We start from the raw sequence: 13,873 nt of genomic DNA on the forward strand, positions 1-13,873 counted from the left end.
CGAACCTGAGCGGGCCCCGCAGCAGTGCTGCGGGGCCTTTTGGCATGTGACTCATGAAGCGGCGCCTGCCGGCCTGCGGCCGCAGCGGGCGCCCGAGGATTTCTTGTATGGCAGATATCGTGGTGGTCTACCACTCGGGCTACGGACATACCCGGCGCATGGCCCAGGCCGTGGCCGATGGCGCGGGTGCGCGCATGCTGGCCATCGATGGCGACGGCCAACTGCCTGAGGGCGGCTGGGACATGCTGGCGGCGGCGGACGCCATCGTCTTCGGCTCACCCACCTACATGGGCGGGCCGAGCTGGCAGTTCAAGCGCTTCGCCGATGCCTCCTCCAAACCCTGGTTCGTGCAGGCCTGGAAGGACAAGCTGTTCGCGGGCTTCACCAACAGCGCCAGCGTCAACGGCAACAAGCAGACCACGCTGGACTACCTGTTCCAGCTGGCCATGCAGCATGGCGGCCTGTGGGTGGGCAGCGGCATGCTGCCCTCCAACGCACGCGCCGCGCAGCGCAATGACCTCAATTGGATAGGCGCCTTCAGCGGCGCCATGGCGCAGTCGGCGTCCGACGCCTCGGCCGCCGAGATGCTGCCCGGTGACCTGGAAACCGCTCGTCTCTTTGGCGAGCGCGTGGCGCAGCAGGCGCTGCGGCTGCGGCGCTAGGCCTGGGGCGTACCAGGCTGCTCCAGCTGGGGCGCAGCCGCCAGGTCCGCATCCACGGCCCTGCGCTCGTCGAAGACGAAGCAGCCGCCGTCATAGAAGGCGCCGTCGGTCTCCTCGAAGTACTTGAGGATGCCGCCTTCGAGCTGGTAGACATGGTCCAGGCCCTCGTCCTGCATCAGGATGGCGGCCTTTTCGCAGCGTATGCCGCCCGTGCAGTAGCTGACCACGGTCTTGCCGGCCAGCTCGGCCTTGCGGGCGCGCAGCGCGGGCGGGAATTCTGTGAACTTGGTGATGCGCCAGTCGACGGTGCCGCGGAAGGCACCGGCGTCCACCTCGAAGTCGTTGCGCGTGTCCAGAGTCACCACTTCCCGCCCCTCGTCATCGTGGCCCTGTTCCAGCCAGCGGCGCAACGTTGCCGGCGTGACCGAGGGCGCGCGGCCGGCGGCCGGGCGGATGGTGGGATGGTCCATGCGGATGATCTCGCGCTTGACCTTGACCAGCATCTTGCGAAAGGGGACGGCGTCCGACCAGCTCTCCTTGGGGGCCAGATCGGCAAAGCGCGCATCGGTGCGCAACTGGTCCACGAAACCACGCACGGCTTCGGCCGGGCCGGCCAGGAAGAAGTTGATGCCTTCCTCGGCCAGGAGGATGGTGCCCTTGAGCGCCAGGGCCTGGGCACGCTCGGCCAGGGTGTCGCGCAGGGCTGCCGCATCGTGCAGCGGCGTGAACTTGTAGCAGGAGATGTTGAGTATGTCGGGCACGGGCGGGCAGGGCGGACGCGGCACGGGCCGCGGGTTGGATCGGGGTGCCGGCGAGAGGCGACCCGATCAGCCGCCCGACACCAGCAGGGCCTTGATTTTATTGGCCAGCTGCGCCACTGCCAGCGACGCGGGTGCGCCCGGCATGGAGTGCAGCAGCAACTGGCGGCGCATCACGGCCTCGCGCACGGCCGGGTCGGACGGAATGTCGCCCAGGTGGGTGAGGCGCAGCGGCTCGCCGGAGGCCGTGCTGACGAAGCGGTTGAGCACCTGCTGGAGCTGGCCCGTGATGGCGCGGCCATCCCCGGGGCGCGCCGCCTGGTTGATGGCAAGGCGGATCTGCTGGCGCTTTTGCTGTATCGCCAGCACCTTGATCGCCGCGTAGGCATCGGTCAGCGAGGTGGGCTCGGGTGTGGCGATGACCAGCACCTCGGTGGCCATGGACACCGAGAACAGCACCACATCGGAGATGCCGGCGCCGGTGTCCAGCAGCACGATGTCGTAGCGCGGCGCCAGTGTCTCTATGGTGTGCGTGAACTGCTGGCGTATCTCGGGCGTGAGCCGCGAGTATTCGATCATGCCCGAGCCGGCCAGCAGCACGGAGTAGCCTCCAGGCGTGGGCAGGATGGCCTCCTCCAGCGTCGAGCGTCCCGTGAAGACGTCGTGCAGCGTGACCTTGGGGTAGAGGTTGAGCACCACGTCGAGGTTGGCCAGGCCCAGGTCGGCATCGAGCACCAGCACCTTGAAGCCATGGCGCGTCAGCGCCGCGGCCAGGTTGGCCGAGACGAAGGTCTTGCCCACGCCACCCTTGCCGCTGGTCACCGCGATGATGTGCCCGCGCGGCTTGGAGCGCACGGCATCGCTCATGGGAACGGCAGCGGGAAGGGCGGGATGGGGAATGGCGTTGTCGTTCACCACCTGGCTATCAGCGGAGTCCATCTTCGGGGTCCACATCGGTTGCAGTATCTGGATTCAGCCCATTGTCAAACGGGGACGGGGCATACAAAGGTCCGAAAAGCAGGCTTTTTTCCTCCGCGCTTACCGTACTGTCTGGTTGTTCTTCGATGTGCACACGATTGCGGCCGGCAGACTTGGCAAGGTACAGCTGTCTGTCGGCGCGTTCGGTCCACAGTGTCGTGGTGCTTCGTATCCACTGCAGTGCATAGGCACCGCCTATGCTGATGGTGATCTGCAGGGTCAGCGTGGGTGAGATGACCACCGGCATGCGCTCGATGGCACTGCGGATGCGTTCGGCCACGGACAGGCCGAAGGCGGCCGGGCAGGCCGGCAGCACGATGGCGAACTCCTCGCCGCCATAGCGAGCCAGCGTGTCCATCGGGCGCACGCAACTGGTCAGCGTGCGTGCCACCGACTGCAGCACGCGGTCGCCGACGATATGGCCATGCTGATCGTTGATCTGCTTGAAATGGTCGATGTCCAGCATCAGCATCAGCGCCGCCTCGCCCGAGCGGGCCACGCGATCGATCTCGCGCTCGGCAATGGTGCGGAAATGGCGCCGGTTGGCAAGGCCTGTCAGCGGATCGCGCAGCGACAGCGAGCACAGCTCATCGATCAGCGACTGCAGGTAGCGCGTCGGCGAATCCGTTGGCAGACGGACCGCCCCACCAGCGTGGGTAACCAGCGCATGGGCTGTGGCCAGGCGCAGGTCGCGCAGGTAGACGGATTGGTGGGATGCGGGGGCAGTCACGGAGGGCTGAATGAAAAGCCGGTGAAGTGTATCAGTGTGTAGGCGCCATTGTCGCCGTGGTGGCGCCGACTTTTGCTTCATCGGCGGTAACAGATGTAGTGGAAGTCGCAAAAGGCGGCAGGGCCAGGGCCGCGAGGAACTCGGCGTCCGTGCGGTACAGGCGCAGGTGCGGTCCGCGCTGCAGGGCACCGGCGCGCAACAGCACCTGTTCGGCGGGTAGCTTCAGCCCGACCACATGCAGCACGCCGCCGCGCCTGGCGGCCTGCAGTTGCAGGCGCACGAAGGTTTCCACGCCCGTCACATCGATGCGGTTGATGGGCTGGGCCAGCAGGCACAGGTGGGTGGCCTCGGACTGGCGGGCCCAGTCGTCGGCGATGCGCCGCTCCAGCGCCGAGGCCGAGCCGAAGTCCAGCTCCGCATCCATGCGCAGCGCCAGCAGGCCCGGCGCCAGCGGTGGCAATTGCCACAGCTTGCGGTCGCGCAGGCTGCCGTCCGGGTGCTGACCGACCTCGATGATGCGCGGGTGCAGACGCTGGTAGAGGAAGTGGCCCAGGCTCAGCAAGATGCCCGCGAACACGCCCCAGTACATGCGCGGCGCCGTGAGGATGGTGAGCGCCAGCGTGGCCAGGGCAATGCTGCCTTCCACGCGAGAGACCTTGAACAGCTGCAGCAGCACGCGCGGCTTGACCAGGTTGACCACGGCCGTGATCACGATGGCGGCCAGCGCTGCCTGGGGCACGTGATAGAGGGCCGGAATGAACCACATCACGACGATCACCACGAGCAGGATGGAGAACACGTTGGACCAGCCGGTCTTCGCTCCCGCCAGCAGATTCACGGCCGAACGCGAGAAGGAGGCGCTGGTGGCGAAGCTGCCGAACAGCCCCGCGCTGATCTTGGACAGGCCCTGGGCGATCAGGTCCTGGTTCTCGTTCCAGCGCGTGCCGGCCTGCTGGTGCTCCACCTGGGCACTGGAGGCCGTCTCCAGGAAGCTCACCAGGGAGATCACCAGCACCGGCATGACCAGGGCTCCGAATTCGTCCCAGCTGAGCATGCCTGGCCACTGAAAGCTGGGCAGGCCTGCCGGCAGATGCCCGACCACGGCGCCACCCCCGTCTGCGAAGCCCGTGGTCCAGCTGACCAGCCCCGTGAGCGCGATGATGAAGATGGCCGAGGGAAACGCGGCCCGCCAGCGCTTGGCCGCCACCAGCATGCCGATGCTGGCGATGCCGTAGGCGATGGACTGCCAGTCGAAGTGCTGCAGCGACGGCGTGTTCCAGACGGCGCTCCAGCTCGAGCGCAGACCCAGCAGCGTCGGCAGCTGCGATGCCAGGATCAGCAGGGCAGCTGCCTGCGTGAAGCCCGTCAGCACGGGAGAGGTCACCAGATTGAGCAGCCAGCCTGCACGCATCAGCCCCAGCGACCATTGCACCAGGCCGGAGAGGATGGCCATCCAGGCCGCCAGCGCCACCCAGTGCGCGGACCCCGGATCGGCCAGGCCTGTCAGGGAGGCTCCGATCAGCAGCGCACTGAGCGCCGTGGGTCCCACGCCCAGGCGGGGCGAGCCGCTGAACAGCACGGCCACCAGGGCGGGGACGATGGAGGCGTAGATGCCCGTGATCAGCGGCATGCCGGCCAGTGCTGCGTAGGCCACACCCTGGGGCAGCAGCATGAGGCCGACGGTGAGGCCTGCCCAGAACTCCCCGCGCAGCACGGCTGCCGAGGGTTTGGGCCATGCCAGGAAGGGGAACCAGCGTGCCAGGGAATGCATGGACGCTATTGTCATGCTAACTGCATGGAGCCGTGACGTTCGGGCTTGTCCTACAGTCGCTTGCGTCGGCGTCGTATGGGTTTGTCCCGATGGCCTCCCTAAAGTCGAGGCCTGAATCGATCCTCCCACAACTATTCAAGGAGTAACCGCATGTCCTTCATCACCCAACGCTGCTGCCAGATCCTCGCCGTCTCCGCCCTGGCCTTCGGCCTTGCCGCCTGCGGCAAGACCGACGAGACCGCAGGCCAGAAACTCGACTCTGCGGTGCAGCAATCCCAGCAGGCCGCCGAAAGCGCGGGCCAGAAGATCGACAACGCCATGAGCAGCGCGGGCGCCAAGATCGAGGAAGGCGCAGCAAAGGCGGAAGCGGCCACCAACAGCGCCATGAGCCAGGCCGGGGCCGCGCTCGATGATGCCGGCATCACGGCCCAGATCAAGGCCGACCTGATCAAGGAGCCTGACATCAGCGCGCTCAAGATCGACGTGGACACCAAGGCGGGCGCCGTCACGCTGACCGGCTCCGTGCCCAGCGAAGCCCTCAAGACCCGTGCCGGCGACATCGCCAAGTCCGTCAAGGGCGTGACCAACGTCAGCAACATGCTGGAAGTCAAGGCCGGCTGATGCCCGCCGGCCCTTGGCCGAATGATTGAAAAAGCCGGGGCGCCTGCAGGCGCCCCGGCTTTTTCCTGCCTGCACGCTCTAAGATGCAACGCATGAGCACCTCCGACCTGCAGATCAGCACCCATCTCATCCACCATCCCTACCAGCCGCCCGAGGGCTTCGTCGCGCCACAGCCGCCCGTGCACAAGGCCTCGACGGTGATCTTCGAGAACGTGGCGGCCATGCGCCGCCGGCAGTGGCTGGACAAGAGCAGCTATACCTACGGCCTGCACGGGACACCGACGACCTTCCTGCTGGAAGAGCGGCTGGCCACGCTCGAAGGCGGCCTGCAATGCCTGCTCGTGCCCAGCGGCCTGGCCGCCATCGCCACCACGTCCCTGGCGCTGCTGCGCACCGGCGACGAAATGCTGCTGCCCGACAACGCCTACGGGCCCAACAAGACGCTGTCCGAGGGCGAACTGGCCCATTTCGGCGTGCGCCACCAGTGCTACGACGCCATGAATGTCGCCGACCTGGAGGCCAGGCTCACGCCCAGGACCCGCCTGGTCTGGCTCGAGGCCCCGGGCTCGGTCACCATGGAGTTTCCCGACCTCATCGCCCTGGTGCGTCTGTGCCGCGAGCGTGGCATCACCACCGTGCTGGACAACACCTGGGGTGCGGGCCTGGCCTTCAACCCCTTCGATCTGCTGGGCGACGGCTCGCACAGCCTGGGAGTGGACGCCACCGTCCATGCCCTGACCAAGTACCCCAGCGGCGGCGGCGACGTGCTCATGGGCAGCATCGTCACGCGCGATCAGGCGCTGCACATGCGCATCAAGCTGGCCCATATGCGCCTGGGCCTGGGCGTGAGCGGCAACGACACCGAGGCCGTGCTGCGCTCGCTGCCCAGCATCGCGCTGCGCTACCACGCCCAGGACCGGGCCGCGCGTGATCTGGCACGCTGGCTCCAGCAGCAGCCGGCCGTGGTCCAGGTGCTGCATCCGGCGCTGGAGGGCGCGCCGGGCCATGAGAACTGGAAGGCGCTGTGTGGCGCCGCCGCAGGCGGCGAGGGCGTGGCCGCGGGCCTGTTCAGCGTGGTCATCGATCCGCGCCATGGGCAGCAGGCCGTCGACCGCTTCTGCGACAGCCTGCGCCTGTTCAGGATCGGCTACAGCTGGGGCGGTCCGATCAGCCTGGTCGTGCCCTACGACCTGCCCTCCATGCGCAGCTGCCCCACGCCGCAGTTGCGCAGCGGCACCGTGGTGCGATTTGCCATCGGCCTGGAAGCGGTGCAGGATCTGCGCGCCGACCTGGAGCAGGCGCTGGCCCAGGCCTTCGCATAGTCGAGCACCGGGCTGGGGTGACATGCGCCTGTCACCGCGGCCGTGGATGCTCTCACGCTTCATACCACCCCACGGGAGCCCAGGAGCTCCGGCCCAGCATGAAGCACAAAGAGAGCATCACGAATATCCTGCAGCAGGCGGGAGGGACACCGGCAGCGGCCAGCCGCCGCCATTTCATGCGCGGCATGGGGGCCTCGGCGCTGGCCCTGCCGCTGGCCGGCTGCGGCGGCTCCGATGGCGACGGCCGCATTCCCGTCGAATTCCGCCATGGCGTGGCCAGCGGAGACCCTCTGAGCGACCGCATCATTCTCTGGACGCGTGTGACGCCGCCCCAGGGCCATGCGGCAGACATCGAGGTGCAATGGGAGCTGGCCCTGGATGCCGACTTCAGGATCCTGGTGGCGTCGGGCAGGGCCATGGCGCGTGCCACCCAGGATTTCACCTTCAAGGCCGATGCCGCGGGGCTCAAGCCCGCCACGCGCTACCACTACCGCTTCCAATGCCAGGGCGTGACCAGTGCCACCGGGCGTACGCGCACTCTGCCCGTGGGCGCGGTGCAGCAGGTGAAGCTGGCCGTGTTCTCGTGCGCCAACTATCCCGCAGGCTACTTCAATGTCTACGCGCATGCGGCCGTCCAGGGCGACCTGGATGCCACCGTGCACCTGGGCGACTACATCTATGAATATGCGCGCGGCGGGTATGCCAATGGCAAGGCCGAGGCCATGCAGCGCCAGAGCCTGCCCGCCAACGAGATCGTGAGCCTGGCCGACTACCGCCAGCGCCATGCCCAGTACAAGAGCGATGCGGACCTCCAGGCCCTGCACGCGGCCGCGCCCATGATCGCCGTCTGGGATGACCACGAGATCTCCAACGATACCTGGATGCATGGTGCCGAGAACCACCAGCCGGCGACGGAAGGCGACTTCGAGCTGCGCAAGATGGCTGCACTCAAGGCTTATCACGAGTGGATGCCCACGCGCAACGCCCAGCCCGAGATCATCTACCGCAGCTTCGCCTTCGGCGACCTTCTGGCGCTGCACATGCTGGACACGCGCGTCATCGGTCGCGACGAGCAACTGGACTACGCCGACTACTTCACGGCCCAGGGGCTGGACGCTGCGCGCTTCGCGGCCGACATGTCCAATCCCGCGCGCCAGCTCATGGGCGCGACCCAGGTCCAGTGGCTGGGTCAGCAGCTGGCTGCCTCGCAGGCCACCTGGCAGGTGCTGGGTCAGCAGGTGCTGATGGGCCGCATGGAGCTGCCAGCCCCCTTGCTCATGGACATCCTGTCGCCGGGCAGCGGGGTTTCGCTGCCGGCCTACGCCGCGTTGCTGGCCAAGGCCCAAGCCAATCCGGCCAGCCTCACGGCGGCCGAAAAGGCCATCCTGGCGCAGCCCAGCATTCCCTACAACCTGGACGCATGGGACGGCTATGCGGTGGCGCGCGAGACCGTGCTGGCCACGGCACGCAGCCTGGGCAAGAACCTGGTCGTGCTCGCGGGTGACACCCACAACGCCTGGGCCAATGAACTGCGCGACCGCAGCGGCCAGGCGGTGGGCGTGGAGTTCGCCACGTCCTCCGTCAGTTCGCCGGGGTTCGAGGAATACCTGTCGGGGCAGAGCCCGGCACAGTTGCGATCGGCCTTGCTGCAATTCATCCCCACGCTCAAGTACTGCGACACTTCGCGCCGCGGCTACATGATCGTCACGGCCACGCCGCAGGCCTGCCAGGCCGAATGGATCTACGTGGACACCGTGTTCAGCCGCCAATACCAGGCGGTGCGCGATGCGGTCTGGAAGGTGCTGCCCGGCCAGCCGGGCAAGCTGTCCGCGTCCTGAGGCGGCCCCGGGGGCTCGGTAGTTTCCGCCATGGCAGCCCGGCCACGGCTGCGATAACTTGGAACCCGCTGATCCAGGAGGTCCAGGCATGCAGGCATCCCCCGCTTCCGAGAACGCATCCGACAATCCGGCCGGCGCTCTGCTGGTACAGACGCTGCGCCCGGGTGATCCCTGGCGCTGGCTGGCGCTGGGCTGGCGCGACCTGCGGCGCGCCCCGGGCGTCGCGCTGTTCTACGGTGCCTGCTTCTGGGCCATGGCCTTGCTGATCGGCTGGGTGTTCCGGGCCAGTCCCGAATACAGCATGGCCATGGCCAGCGGCTGCCTGCTCGTCGGCCCCTTCCTGGCGATGGGCCTGTACGACACCAGCCGCAGGCTGGAGCAGGGCCTGGCGCCCGACCTGGGCAGCTCGCTGACCTGCTGGGATACGCAGACGGGCAGCATGGGCATGCTGGTCATGGTGCTGCTGGTGCTGGAGATGCTGTGGGCGCGCGCCTCCATGGTGGTCTTCGCGGTGTTCTTCGATACCGGCATGCCGACCACCAGCGGCATGCTGGCCGCGTTGCTGCGCTTCGAGAACTGGGAGTTCCTGGCGGTCTACCTGCTGGTGGGTGGCGTGTTCGCGGCGCTGGTCTTCGCCAGCATGGTCGTGGCGCTGCCGGCCATGCTGGACAGGGGGTGCGATGCGCTGACGGCCTGCATCACCAGCATGCGTGTCGTGGGACTCAATTTCGCCGTCATGCTCCAGTGGGCCGTGGTCATCACGATGCTGGTGGCCGCCGCCCTGTGGTGGCATGGTGTCGGCCTGCTGCTGGCGGGGCCTTTGCTGGGGTGTGCCAGTTGGCATGCATACCGCAGCAGCGTGCGGGGGCGGCCTGAAATCCCGGCCAGCCTGTCCTGAGGTTTTGCGGCCGCATTCGCGCTTGCGGCTACAGTGAGGCTTGCAACAACAGAGGAGGCCGTCTGTGGCGACACCGAATTACGCTTATGAGAAACGCCAGCGGGAGCTGGCCAAGAAACAAAAGAAGCTCGACAAGGAAAGGGCCAAGTCCGAACGCAAGACGGATCAGGACCACGGCGGCGATGGCAGCGCGGACAATGGGCTGGACGCATCGCAGGGCGCTGGCTCCGGCAGCGGCGATGGCGGTGATGGGGGCGGCAGCGACTGACCCGGGCCATGCGCCCCGTGCTCAGGGCAGCAGCTTGCTGAGCTGGGGCCAGACGTTGTCCAGCATGCGTGGCTGGGCTCTTGCCGTGGGGTGGATGCGGTCGGCCTGGAACCACTGGGCTGCGTCGGCTGCGTCGCCGAAGCCGGCCAGCAGAAAGGGTACCAGCGGAACCTTCTGGTCCTGCGCCACCTTGGAGAACATCTGTTCGAACTGGCGCGCATAGCCGCTGCCATAGTTGGGGGGCACCTGCATGCCCACGAGCAAGACCTTGGCGCCCGCATCGCGGGCGGCGCGCACCATGGCGTCCAGGTTGGCCTGCGTGCTTTGCAGCGGCAGGCCGCGCAGCGCATCGTTGCCGCCCAACTCGATCACCACGATCGAAGGAGTGTGCTGCCTGAGCAGGGCCGGCAGCCTCGAGCGGCCACCCGAGGTGGTCTCGCCGCTCACGCTGGCATTGACCAGCGTCACGCTCTTGCCGTTGTCCTGCAGGCGCTTTTGCAGCAGCGCCACCCAGCCCGTCCCCCGGGCCAGCCCGTATTCGGCGCTCAGCGAATCTCCCAGCACCAGCAGCGGCCCCGGCTGCTGCGCATGCGCCGGCATGGCAGTCCAAGCACCCAGCAGGCCGAAGGCCAAACCGGCCGAGATAAAGTGGCGGCGTCGGCGCATCGCGCGCAGCTTGTCTTGCATCGTCAACCCATCCTCCATGTCACAAAGCATTGCCCAGCCCCTGATCGAAGTCGAGCATGTCTTCAAGTCGGTCAGTGATTCGACCGGAACATTGGATATTCTGCGGGATATCGATCTGCGCTTCGCGGCAAGGGAGACCGTCGCCATCGTGGGCGCCTCGGGGTCGGGCAAGAGCACGCTGCTGTCCATCCTGGCGGGGCTCGATACCCCTACGCGTGGAACGGTGCGCCTGCAGGGTCAGGACCTGTTCGCGCTCGACGAGGACGCGCGCGCGGCCGTGCGTGCGCAAAAGCTGGGCTTCGTGTTCCAGAGCTTCCAGCTGCTGGGCAATCTGACGGCGCTGGAGAATGTGATGCTGCCGCTGGAGCTGGCCGGCAGCCGCGATGCCCGCCGCCGGGCCACCGCCATGCTGGAGCGCGTGGGCCTGGGCCAGCGCCTGGGGCACTATCCCAAGCTGCTTTCGGGCGGTGAGCAGCAGCGCGTGGCCCTGGCGCGCGCCTTCGTGGTCGAGCCGGCCGTGCTGCTGGCCGACGAGCCCACGGGCAGCCTGGACTTCGCCACGGGCGAGACCATCATGGAACTGATGTTCTCGCTCAACCGCGAGCGTGGCACGACCCTGGTCATGGTCACGCATGACCGTGCCATCGCGGCGCGCTGCGAGCGCCGCGTGACCATCGAGGCCGGCTGCGTGGCCTCGGTCGAACACGGCCTGCCCCAGGCGGCCTGACGCTCAGGCCTGCGCCGCGGCGTCGTCACGGCGCCGGGCCGCCTCGCAGGCGGCGGCGGTGAACAGCACATCGGTCGAGGAGTTCAACGCCGTCTCGGCCGAGTCCTGGATCACGCCGATCACGAAGCCCACGCCCACCACCTGCATGGCCACATCGTTGGGGATGCCGAACAGGCTGCAGGCCAACGGGATCAGCAGCAGCGAGCCGCCGGCCACGCCCGAAGCGCCGCAGGCACAGATGGCCGCCACCACGCACAGCAGGAAGGCCGTTGGCAGGTCCACCGCGATGCCCAGGGTATGGGCGGCGGCCAGCGACAGCACGCTGATGGTGATGGCCGCGCCTTCCATGTTGATGGTGGCGCCCAGCGGGATGGAGACGCTGTAGGTGTCCTCGTCCAGGCCCAGGCGCCTGGCCAGCGCCAGGTTGACGGGAATGTTGGCGGCCGAGCTGCGCGTGAAGAATGCGGTCACGGCGCTTTCGCGCAGGCAGGTCAGCACCAGCGGATAGGGATTGCGGCGCGTCTGCGACCAGACGATCAGCGGATTGACGAGCAGCGCCACGGCCAGCATGCAGCCCAGCAGGACGGCCAGCAGATGCGCGTAATCCAGCAGCTTGTCCAGCCCCGATTGTGCAAAGGTGCCGGCCACCAGGCCGAAGATGCCCAGCGGCGCGAGCCGGATCACGCCCTGGATCACCCGGGTGATGCCCTGGCCCAGGTCCTGCATCACGCCACGCGTGGCCGGTGACGCATGGCGCAGCGCCAGGCCCATGGCGATGGCCCATGCCAGGATGCCGATGTAGTTGGCCTCCAGCAGCGCATGCACGGGATTGTCGAAGGCGCTGCGCAGCAGGGCCAGCAGCACCTCGCCGATCTCGCCGGGCGCGGAGTGCGATTGCACGGCCTCCTTGAGTTGCAGGGTGGAGGGCCACAGCATGCTACCCAGCACGCCGACCACGGCCGCGCTCAGCGTGCCCAGCAGGTACAGCCACAGCACGGGCCGGATCAGCGTGGCCCGGCCGGGCTGGTGGTTGCAGGTGGCGGCGATCACGAGCAGCAGCACCAGCACGGGCGCCACGGCCTTGAGCGCCGAGATGAACAGCGTGCCCAACAGGGAAACGGCGCTGGCGGCCTCGGGCCAGAGCCAGGCCAGCAGGCCGCCGGCGACCAGGCCGGCGGTGATCTGCGCCACCAGGCTGGTGCGGAAAATCCAATCGATCAGGGCTTTTGGCATGTCGGATGGGTGCAGGAGAGAGTCAAAGCAAAACGGCATGCCCGTGGTGACGAGGCATGCCGCGATGGAGGGCCGCGCAGGTCGGGCGGCCGAGGCGCGCAGTGTAGCGTCTACGCAATAACCACATGGCAGGGACTGTGCCGCCATGGCATGCAGGGCTTGCGCGGCGGGCATGGCGCAATTGGCGGGATAATCGCCCCCCATGTCGTCCCCCAAAGTTCTCTTCGGCTTCCACGCCGTCGGCGTGCGCATGAAGACCGCGCCCCAATCCATCATCGAGGTCTACTACGAGGCCACGCGCCGCGATGCGCGCATGCGCCAGTTCCTGGACCGCGCCAAGTCGGCCGGCGTCCGGCTGATCGAGGCGGACGGCGAACGCCTTGCCAAGCTGGCCGGCAGCCATGGCCACCAGGGTGTGGCCGCGCGGGTGGAGGCGGTGGCCCAGGTGCACTCGCTGGATGAACTGCTGGAGCAGCTGGAAGCCGATGGCATCAGCAAGCCGCTGCTGCTGGTGCTGGACGGCGTGACCGACCCGCACAACCTGGGCGCCTGCCTGCGTGTGGCCGATGGCGCCGGGGCCCATGCGGTGATTGCACCCAAGGACCATGCGGTGGGCGTGAACGCCACCGTGGCCAAGGTCGCCAGCGGCGCGGCCGAGACCGTGCCCTATTTCATGGTCACCAACCTGGCGCGCACGCTCAATGAACTCAAGGAGCGCGACATCTGGATCATCGGCACCAGCGACGATGCGCCCAAGACCCTGTACGAGGTGGACCTCAGGGGCCCCACGGCCCTGGTGCTGGGCGCCGAGGGCGACGGCATGCGCCAGCTCACGCGCAAGACCTGCGACGAGCTGATCGGCATTCCCATGATGGGGGCCGTCTCCAGCCTCAACGTTTCCGTGGCCAGTGGCGTGTGCCTGTACGAAGCACTGCGCCAGCGCGGCCTGGGCACCACCCCTGCCGTGGCCGCAGCCCCGGCTGACCAGATTTAGGCAGGCGCGCCGCTGGCGCCCGCAGGGGCACCCAGCTCCACCACGCTTTCGAAGCCACCCCAGAACATGCGTTTGGCGTCGAAGGGCATGGTGGCCGGGTCCATGGACGCGATGCGCTGGTCCTTCATCACCAGGGCATTGATGCGGTCGCGCTCGGCGCGCGAGGCGTAGACGATCCATGAGAAGAACACGACCTCGTCCTCCTTGAGCTGCACGGCCTGGGGAAATGAGGTCAGCTTGCCCATGGGCACGTCGTCGCCCGCGCACTCCCAGTACTGAAGCGCTCCGTACTCCATCCAGACCTTGCCCGCTGCCTGGGCAATGTCGCGGTAGGCCTGCAGGTTGGCCCGCGGCACGGGCAGCACGAATCCGTCGATGTAGTGCAT

15 protein-coding genes are annotated in these 13,873 nt (G+C 67.8%); 8 read left to right on the plus strand and 7 right to left on the minus strand.

All coding sequences use genetic code 11. The features are described 5' to 3' along the window. The first annotated feature begins 107 nt into the window (after positions 1 to 107). Positions 108 to 662 carry a flavodoxin family protein gene (locus L1Z78_RS12925; RefSeq protein ID WP_234641884.1) on the plus strand — a complete coding sequence of 185 codons (555 nt, stop codon included), beginning with the start codon at positions 108 to 110 and terminating at the stop codon, positions 660 to 662. On the opposite strand, the gene L1Z78_RS12930 is transcribed toward L1Z78_RS12925, so the two are convergent. From L1Z78_RS12930 to L1Z78_RS12945, 4 genes are all read right to left on the minus strand, one after another. Continuing rightward, entirely contained in the window at positions 659 to 1,423 is a 765-nt protein-coding gene (locus L1Z78_RS12930; protein WP_234641885.1) for a sulfurtransferase, read from the minus strand. The genes L1Z78_RS12925 and L1Z78_RS12930 overlap by 4 nt on opposite strands. A 66-nt stretch (positions 1,424 to 1,489) precedes the next feature. Next, complete coding sequence (locus L1Z78_RS12935) at positions 1,490 to 2,359, minus strand: MinD/ParA family protein (RefSeq protein WP_234641886.1); 870 nt, start codon at positions 2,357 to 2,359, stop codon at positions 1,490 to 1,492. Further along, the gene (locus tag L1Z78_RS12940) at positions 2,346 to 3,209 is read right to left on the minus strand and encodes a GGDEF domain-containing protein (RefSeq protein ID WP_234641887.1); all 864 of its coding nucleotides are present in this window, start codon (positions 3,207 to 3,209) and stop codon (positions 2,346 to 2,348) included. The genes L1Z78_RS12935 and L1Z78_RS12940 overlap by 14 nt, the downstream gene beginning before the upstream one ends. Further along, positions 3,160 to 4,899: a SulP family inorganic anion transporter gene (locus L1Z78_RS12945; protein ID WP_234642160.1), complete on the minus strand. Its 1,740-nt coding sequence runs from the start codon at positions 4,897 to 4,899 to the stop codon at positions 3,160 to 3,162. The genes L1Z78_RS12940 and L1Z78_RS12945 overlap by 50 nt, the downstream gene beginning before the upstream one ends. A gap of 150 nt (positions 4,900 to 5,049) precedes the next feature. Here L1Z78_RS12945 and L1Z78_RS12950 point away from each other — a divergent pair, with 150 nt between their 5' ends. The 5 genes from L1Z78_RS12950 (at position 5,050) to L1Z78_RS12970 (ending at position 9,846) form a co-directional block, all read left to right on the plus strand. Next, positions 5,050 to 5,520, plus strand: coding sequence for a BON domain-containing protein (locus L1Z78_RS12950; RefSeq protein WP_234641888.1), 471 nt, complete (start codon positions 5,050 to 5,052; stop codon positions 5,518 to 5,520). A 92-nt stretch (positions 5,521 to 5,612) separates the two neighbouring features. Then, the gene (locus L1Z78_RS12955; protein ID WP_234641889.1) at positions 5,613 to 6,842 is read left to right on the plus strand and encodes a PLP-dependent transferase; all 1,230 of its coding nucleotides are present in this window, start codon (positions 5,613 to 5,615) and stop codon (positions 6,840 to 6,842) included. 98 nt (positions 6,843 to 6,940) lie between these two features. Continuing rightward, on the plus strand, positions 6,941 to 8,680 hold the full coding sequence (locus L1Z78_RS12960) for an alkaline phosphatase D family protein (RefSeq protein ID WP_234641890.1): 1,740 nt from the start codon (positions 6,941 to 6,943) through the stop codon (positions 8,678 to 8,680). 88 nt (positions 8,681 to 8,768) lie between these two features. Further along, positions 8,769 to 9,578: a DUF2189 domain-containing protein gene (locus L1Z78_RS12965; protein WP_234641891.1), complete on the plus strand. Its 810-nt coding sequence runs from the start codon at positions 8,769 to 8,771 to the stop codon at positions 9,576 to 9,578. 64 nt (positions 9,579 to 9,642) lie between these two features. After that, complete coding sequence (locus L1Z78_RS12970; RefSeq protein WP_234641892.1) at positions 9,643 to 9,846, plus strand: hypothetical protein; 204 nt, start codon at positions 9,643 to 9,645, stop codon at positions 9,844 to 9,846. 21 nt (positions 9,847 to 9,867) lie between these two features. Here the strand turns inward: L1Z78_RS12970 and L1Z78_RS12975 are convergent, their stop codons facing one another. Then, on the minus strand, positions 9,868 to 10,533 hold the full coding sequence (locus tag L1Z78_RS12975; protein WP_234641893.1) for an arylesterase: 666 nt from the start codon (positions 10,531 to 10,533) through the stop codon (positions 9,868 to 9,870). A gap of 16 nt (positions 10,534 to 10,549) precedes the next feature. Between L1Z78_RS12975 and L1Z78_RS12980 the strand changes: the two genes are divergently transcribed. Then, positions 10,550 to 11,260, plus strand: a complete 711-nt coding sequence (locus tag L1Z78_RS12980; RefSeq protein WP_234641894.1) for an ABC transporter ATP-binding protein — start codon at positions 10,550 to 10,552, stop codon at positions 11,258 to 11,260. Between the two features lie 3 nt (positions 11,261 to 11,263). Here the strand turns inward: L1Z78_RS12980 and sstT are convergent, their stop codons facing one another. Next, the gene (gene sstT, locus L1Z78_RS12985; protein ID WP_234641895.1) at positions 11,264 to 12,493 is read right to left on the minus strand and encodes a serine/threonine transporter SstT; all 1,230 of its coding nucleotides are present in this window, start codon (positions 12,491 to 12,493) and stop codon (positions 11,264 to 11,266) included. 202 nt (positions 12,494 to 12,695) lie between these two features. Between sstT and rlmB the strand changes: the two genes are divergently transcribed. Next, the gene (gene rlmB / locus L1Z78_RS12990) at positions 12,696 to 13,487 is read left to right on the plus strand and encodes a 23S rRNA (guanosine(2251)-2'-O)-methyltransferase RlmB (protein ID WP_234641896.1); all 792 of its coding nucleotides are present in this window, start codon (positions 12,696 to 12,698) and stop codon (positions 13,485 to 13,487) included. On the opposite strand, the gene L1Z78_RS12995 is transcribed toward rlmB, so the two are convergent. Beyond that, entirely contained in the window at positions 13,484 to 13,873 is a 390-nt protein-coding gene (locus L1Z78_RS12995) for a DUF1428 domain-containing protein (protein ID WP_234641897.1), read from the minus strand. The genes rlmB and L1Z78_RS12995 overlap by 4 nt on opposite strands.

The sequence above is a fragment of the Delftia tsuruhatensis genome (assembly GCF_903815225.1).
Taxonomy (GTDB): Bacteria; Pseudomonadota; Gammaproteobacteria; order Burkholderiales; family Burkholderiaceae_C; genus Comamonas; species Comamonas tsuruhatensis_A.

Coding starts and splice junctions, on each gene's coding strand:
- L1Z78_RS12925 (WP_234641884.1), top strand. CDS start 108: ATGGCAGATATCGTGGTGGTCTACCACTCGGGCTACGGACATACCCGG.
- L1Z78_RS12935 (WP_234641886.1), bottom strand. CDS start 2,359: ATGGACTCCGCTGATAGCCAGGTGGTGAACGACAACGCCATTCCCCAT.
- L1Z78_RS12940 (WP_234641887.1), bottom strand. CDS start 3,209: ATGAAGCAAAAGTCGGCGCCACCACGGCGACAATGGCGCCTACACACT.
- L1Z78_RS12945 (WP_234642160.1), bottom strand. CDS start 4,899: ATGCATTCCCTGGCACGCTGGTTCCCCTTCCTGGCATGGCCCAAACCC.
- L1Z78_RS12950 (WP_234641888.1), top strand. CDS start 5,050: ATGTCCTTCATCACCCAACGCTGCTGCCAGATCCTCGCCGTCTCCGCC.
- L1Z78_RS12955 (WP_234641889.1), top strand. CDS start 5,613: ATGAGCACCTCCGACCTGCAGATCAGCACCCATCTCATCCACCATCCC.
- L1Z78_RS12960 (WP_234641890.1), top strand. CDS start 6,941: ATGAAGCACAAAGAGAGCATCACGAATATCCTGCAGCAGGCGGGAGGG.
- L1Z78_RS12965 (WP_234641891.1), top strand. CDS start 8,769: ATGCAGGCATCCCCCGCTTCCGAGAACGCATCCGACAATCCGGCCGGC.
- L1Z78_RS12975 (WP_234641893.1), bottom strand. CDS start 10,533: ATGCAAGACAAGCTGCGCGCGATGCGCCGACGCCGCCACTTTATCTCG.
- L1Z78_RS12980 (WP_234641894.1), top strand. CDS start 10,550: ATGTCACAAAGCATTGCCCAGCCCCTGATCGAAGTCGAGCATGTCTTC.
- sstT (WP_234641895.1), bottom strand. CDS start 12,493: ATGCCAAAAGCCCTGATCGATTGGATTTTCCGCACCAGCCTGGTGGCG.
- rlmB (WP_234641896.1), top strand. CDS start 12,696: ATGTCGTCCCCCAAAGTTCTCTTCGGCTTCCACGCCGTCGGCGTGCGC.
- L1Z78_RS12995 (WP_234641897.1), bottom strand. CDS start 13,873: ATGCACTACATCGACGGATTCGTGCTGCCCGTGCCGCGGGCCAACCTG.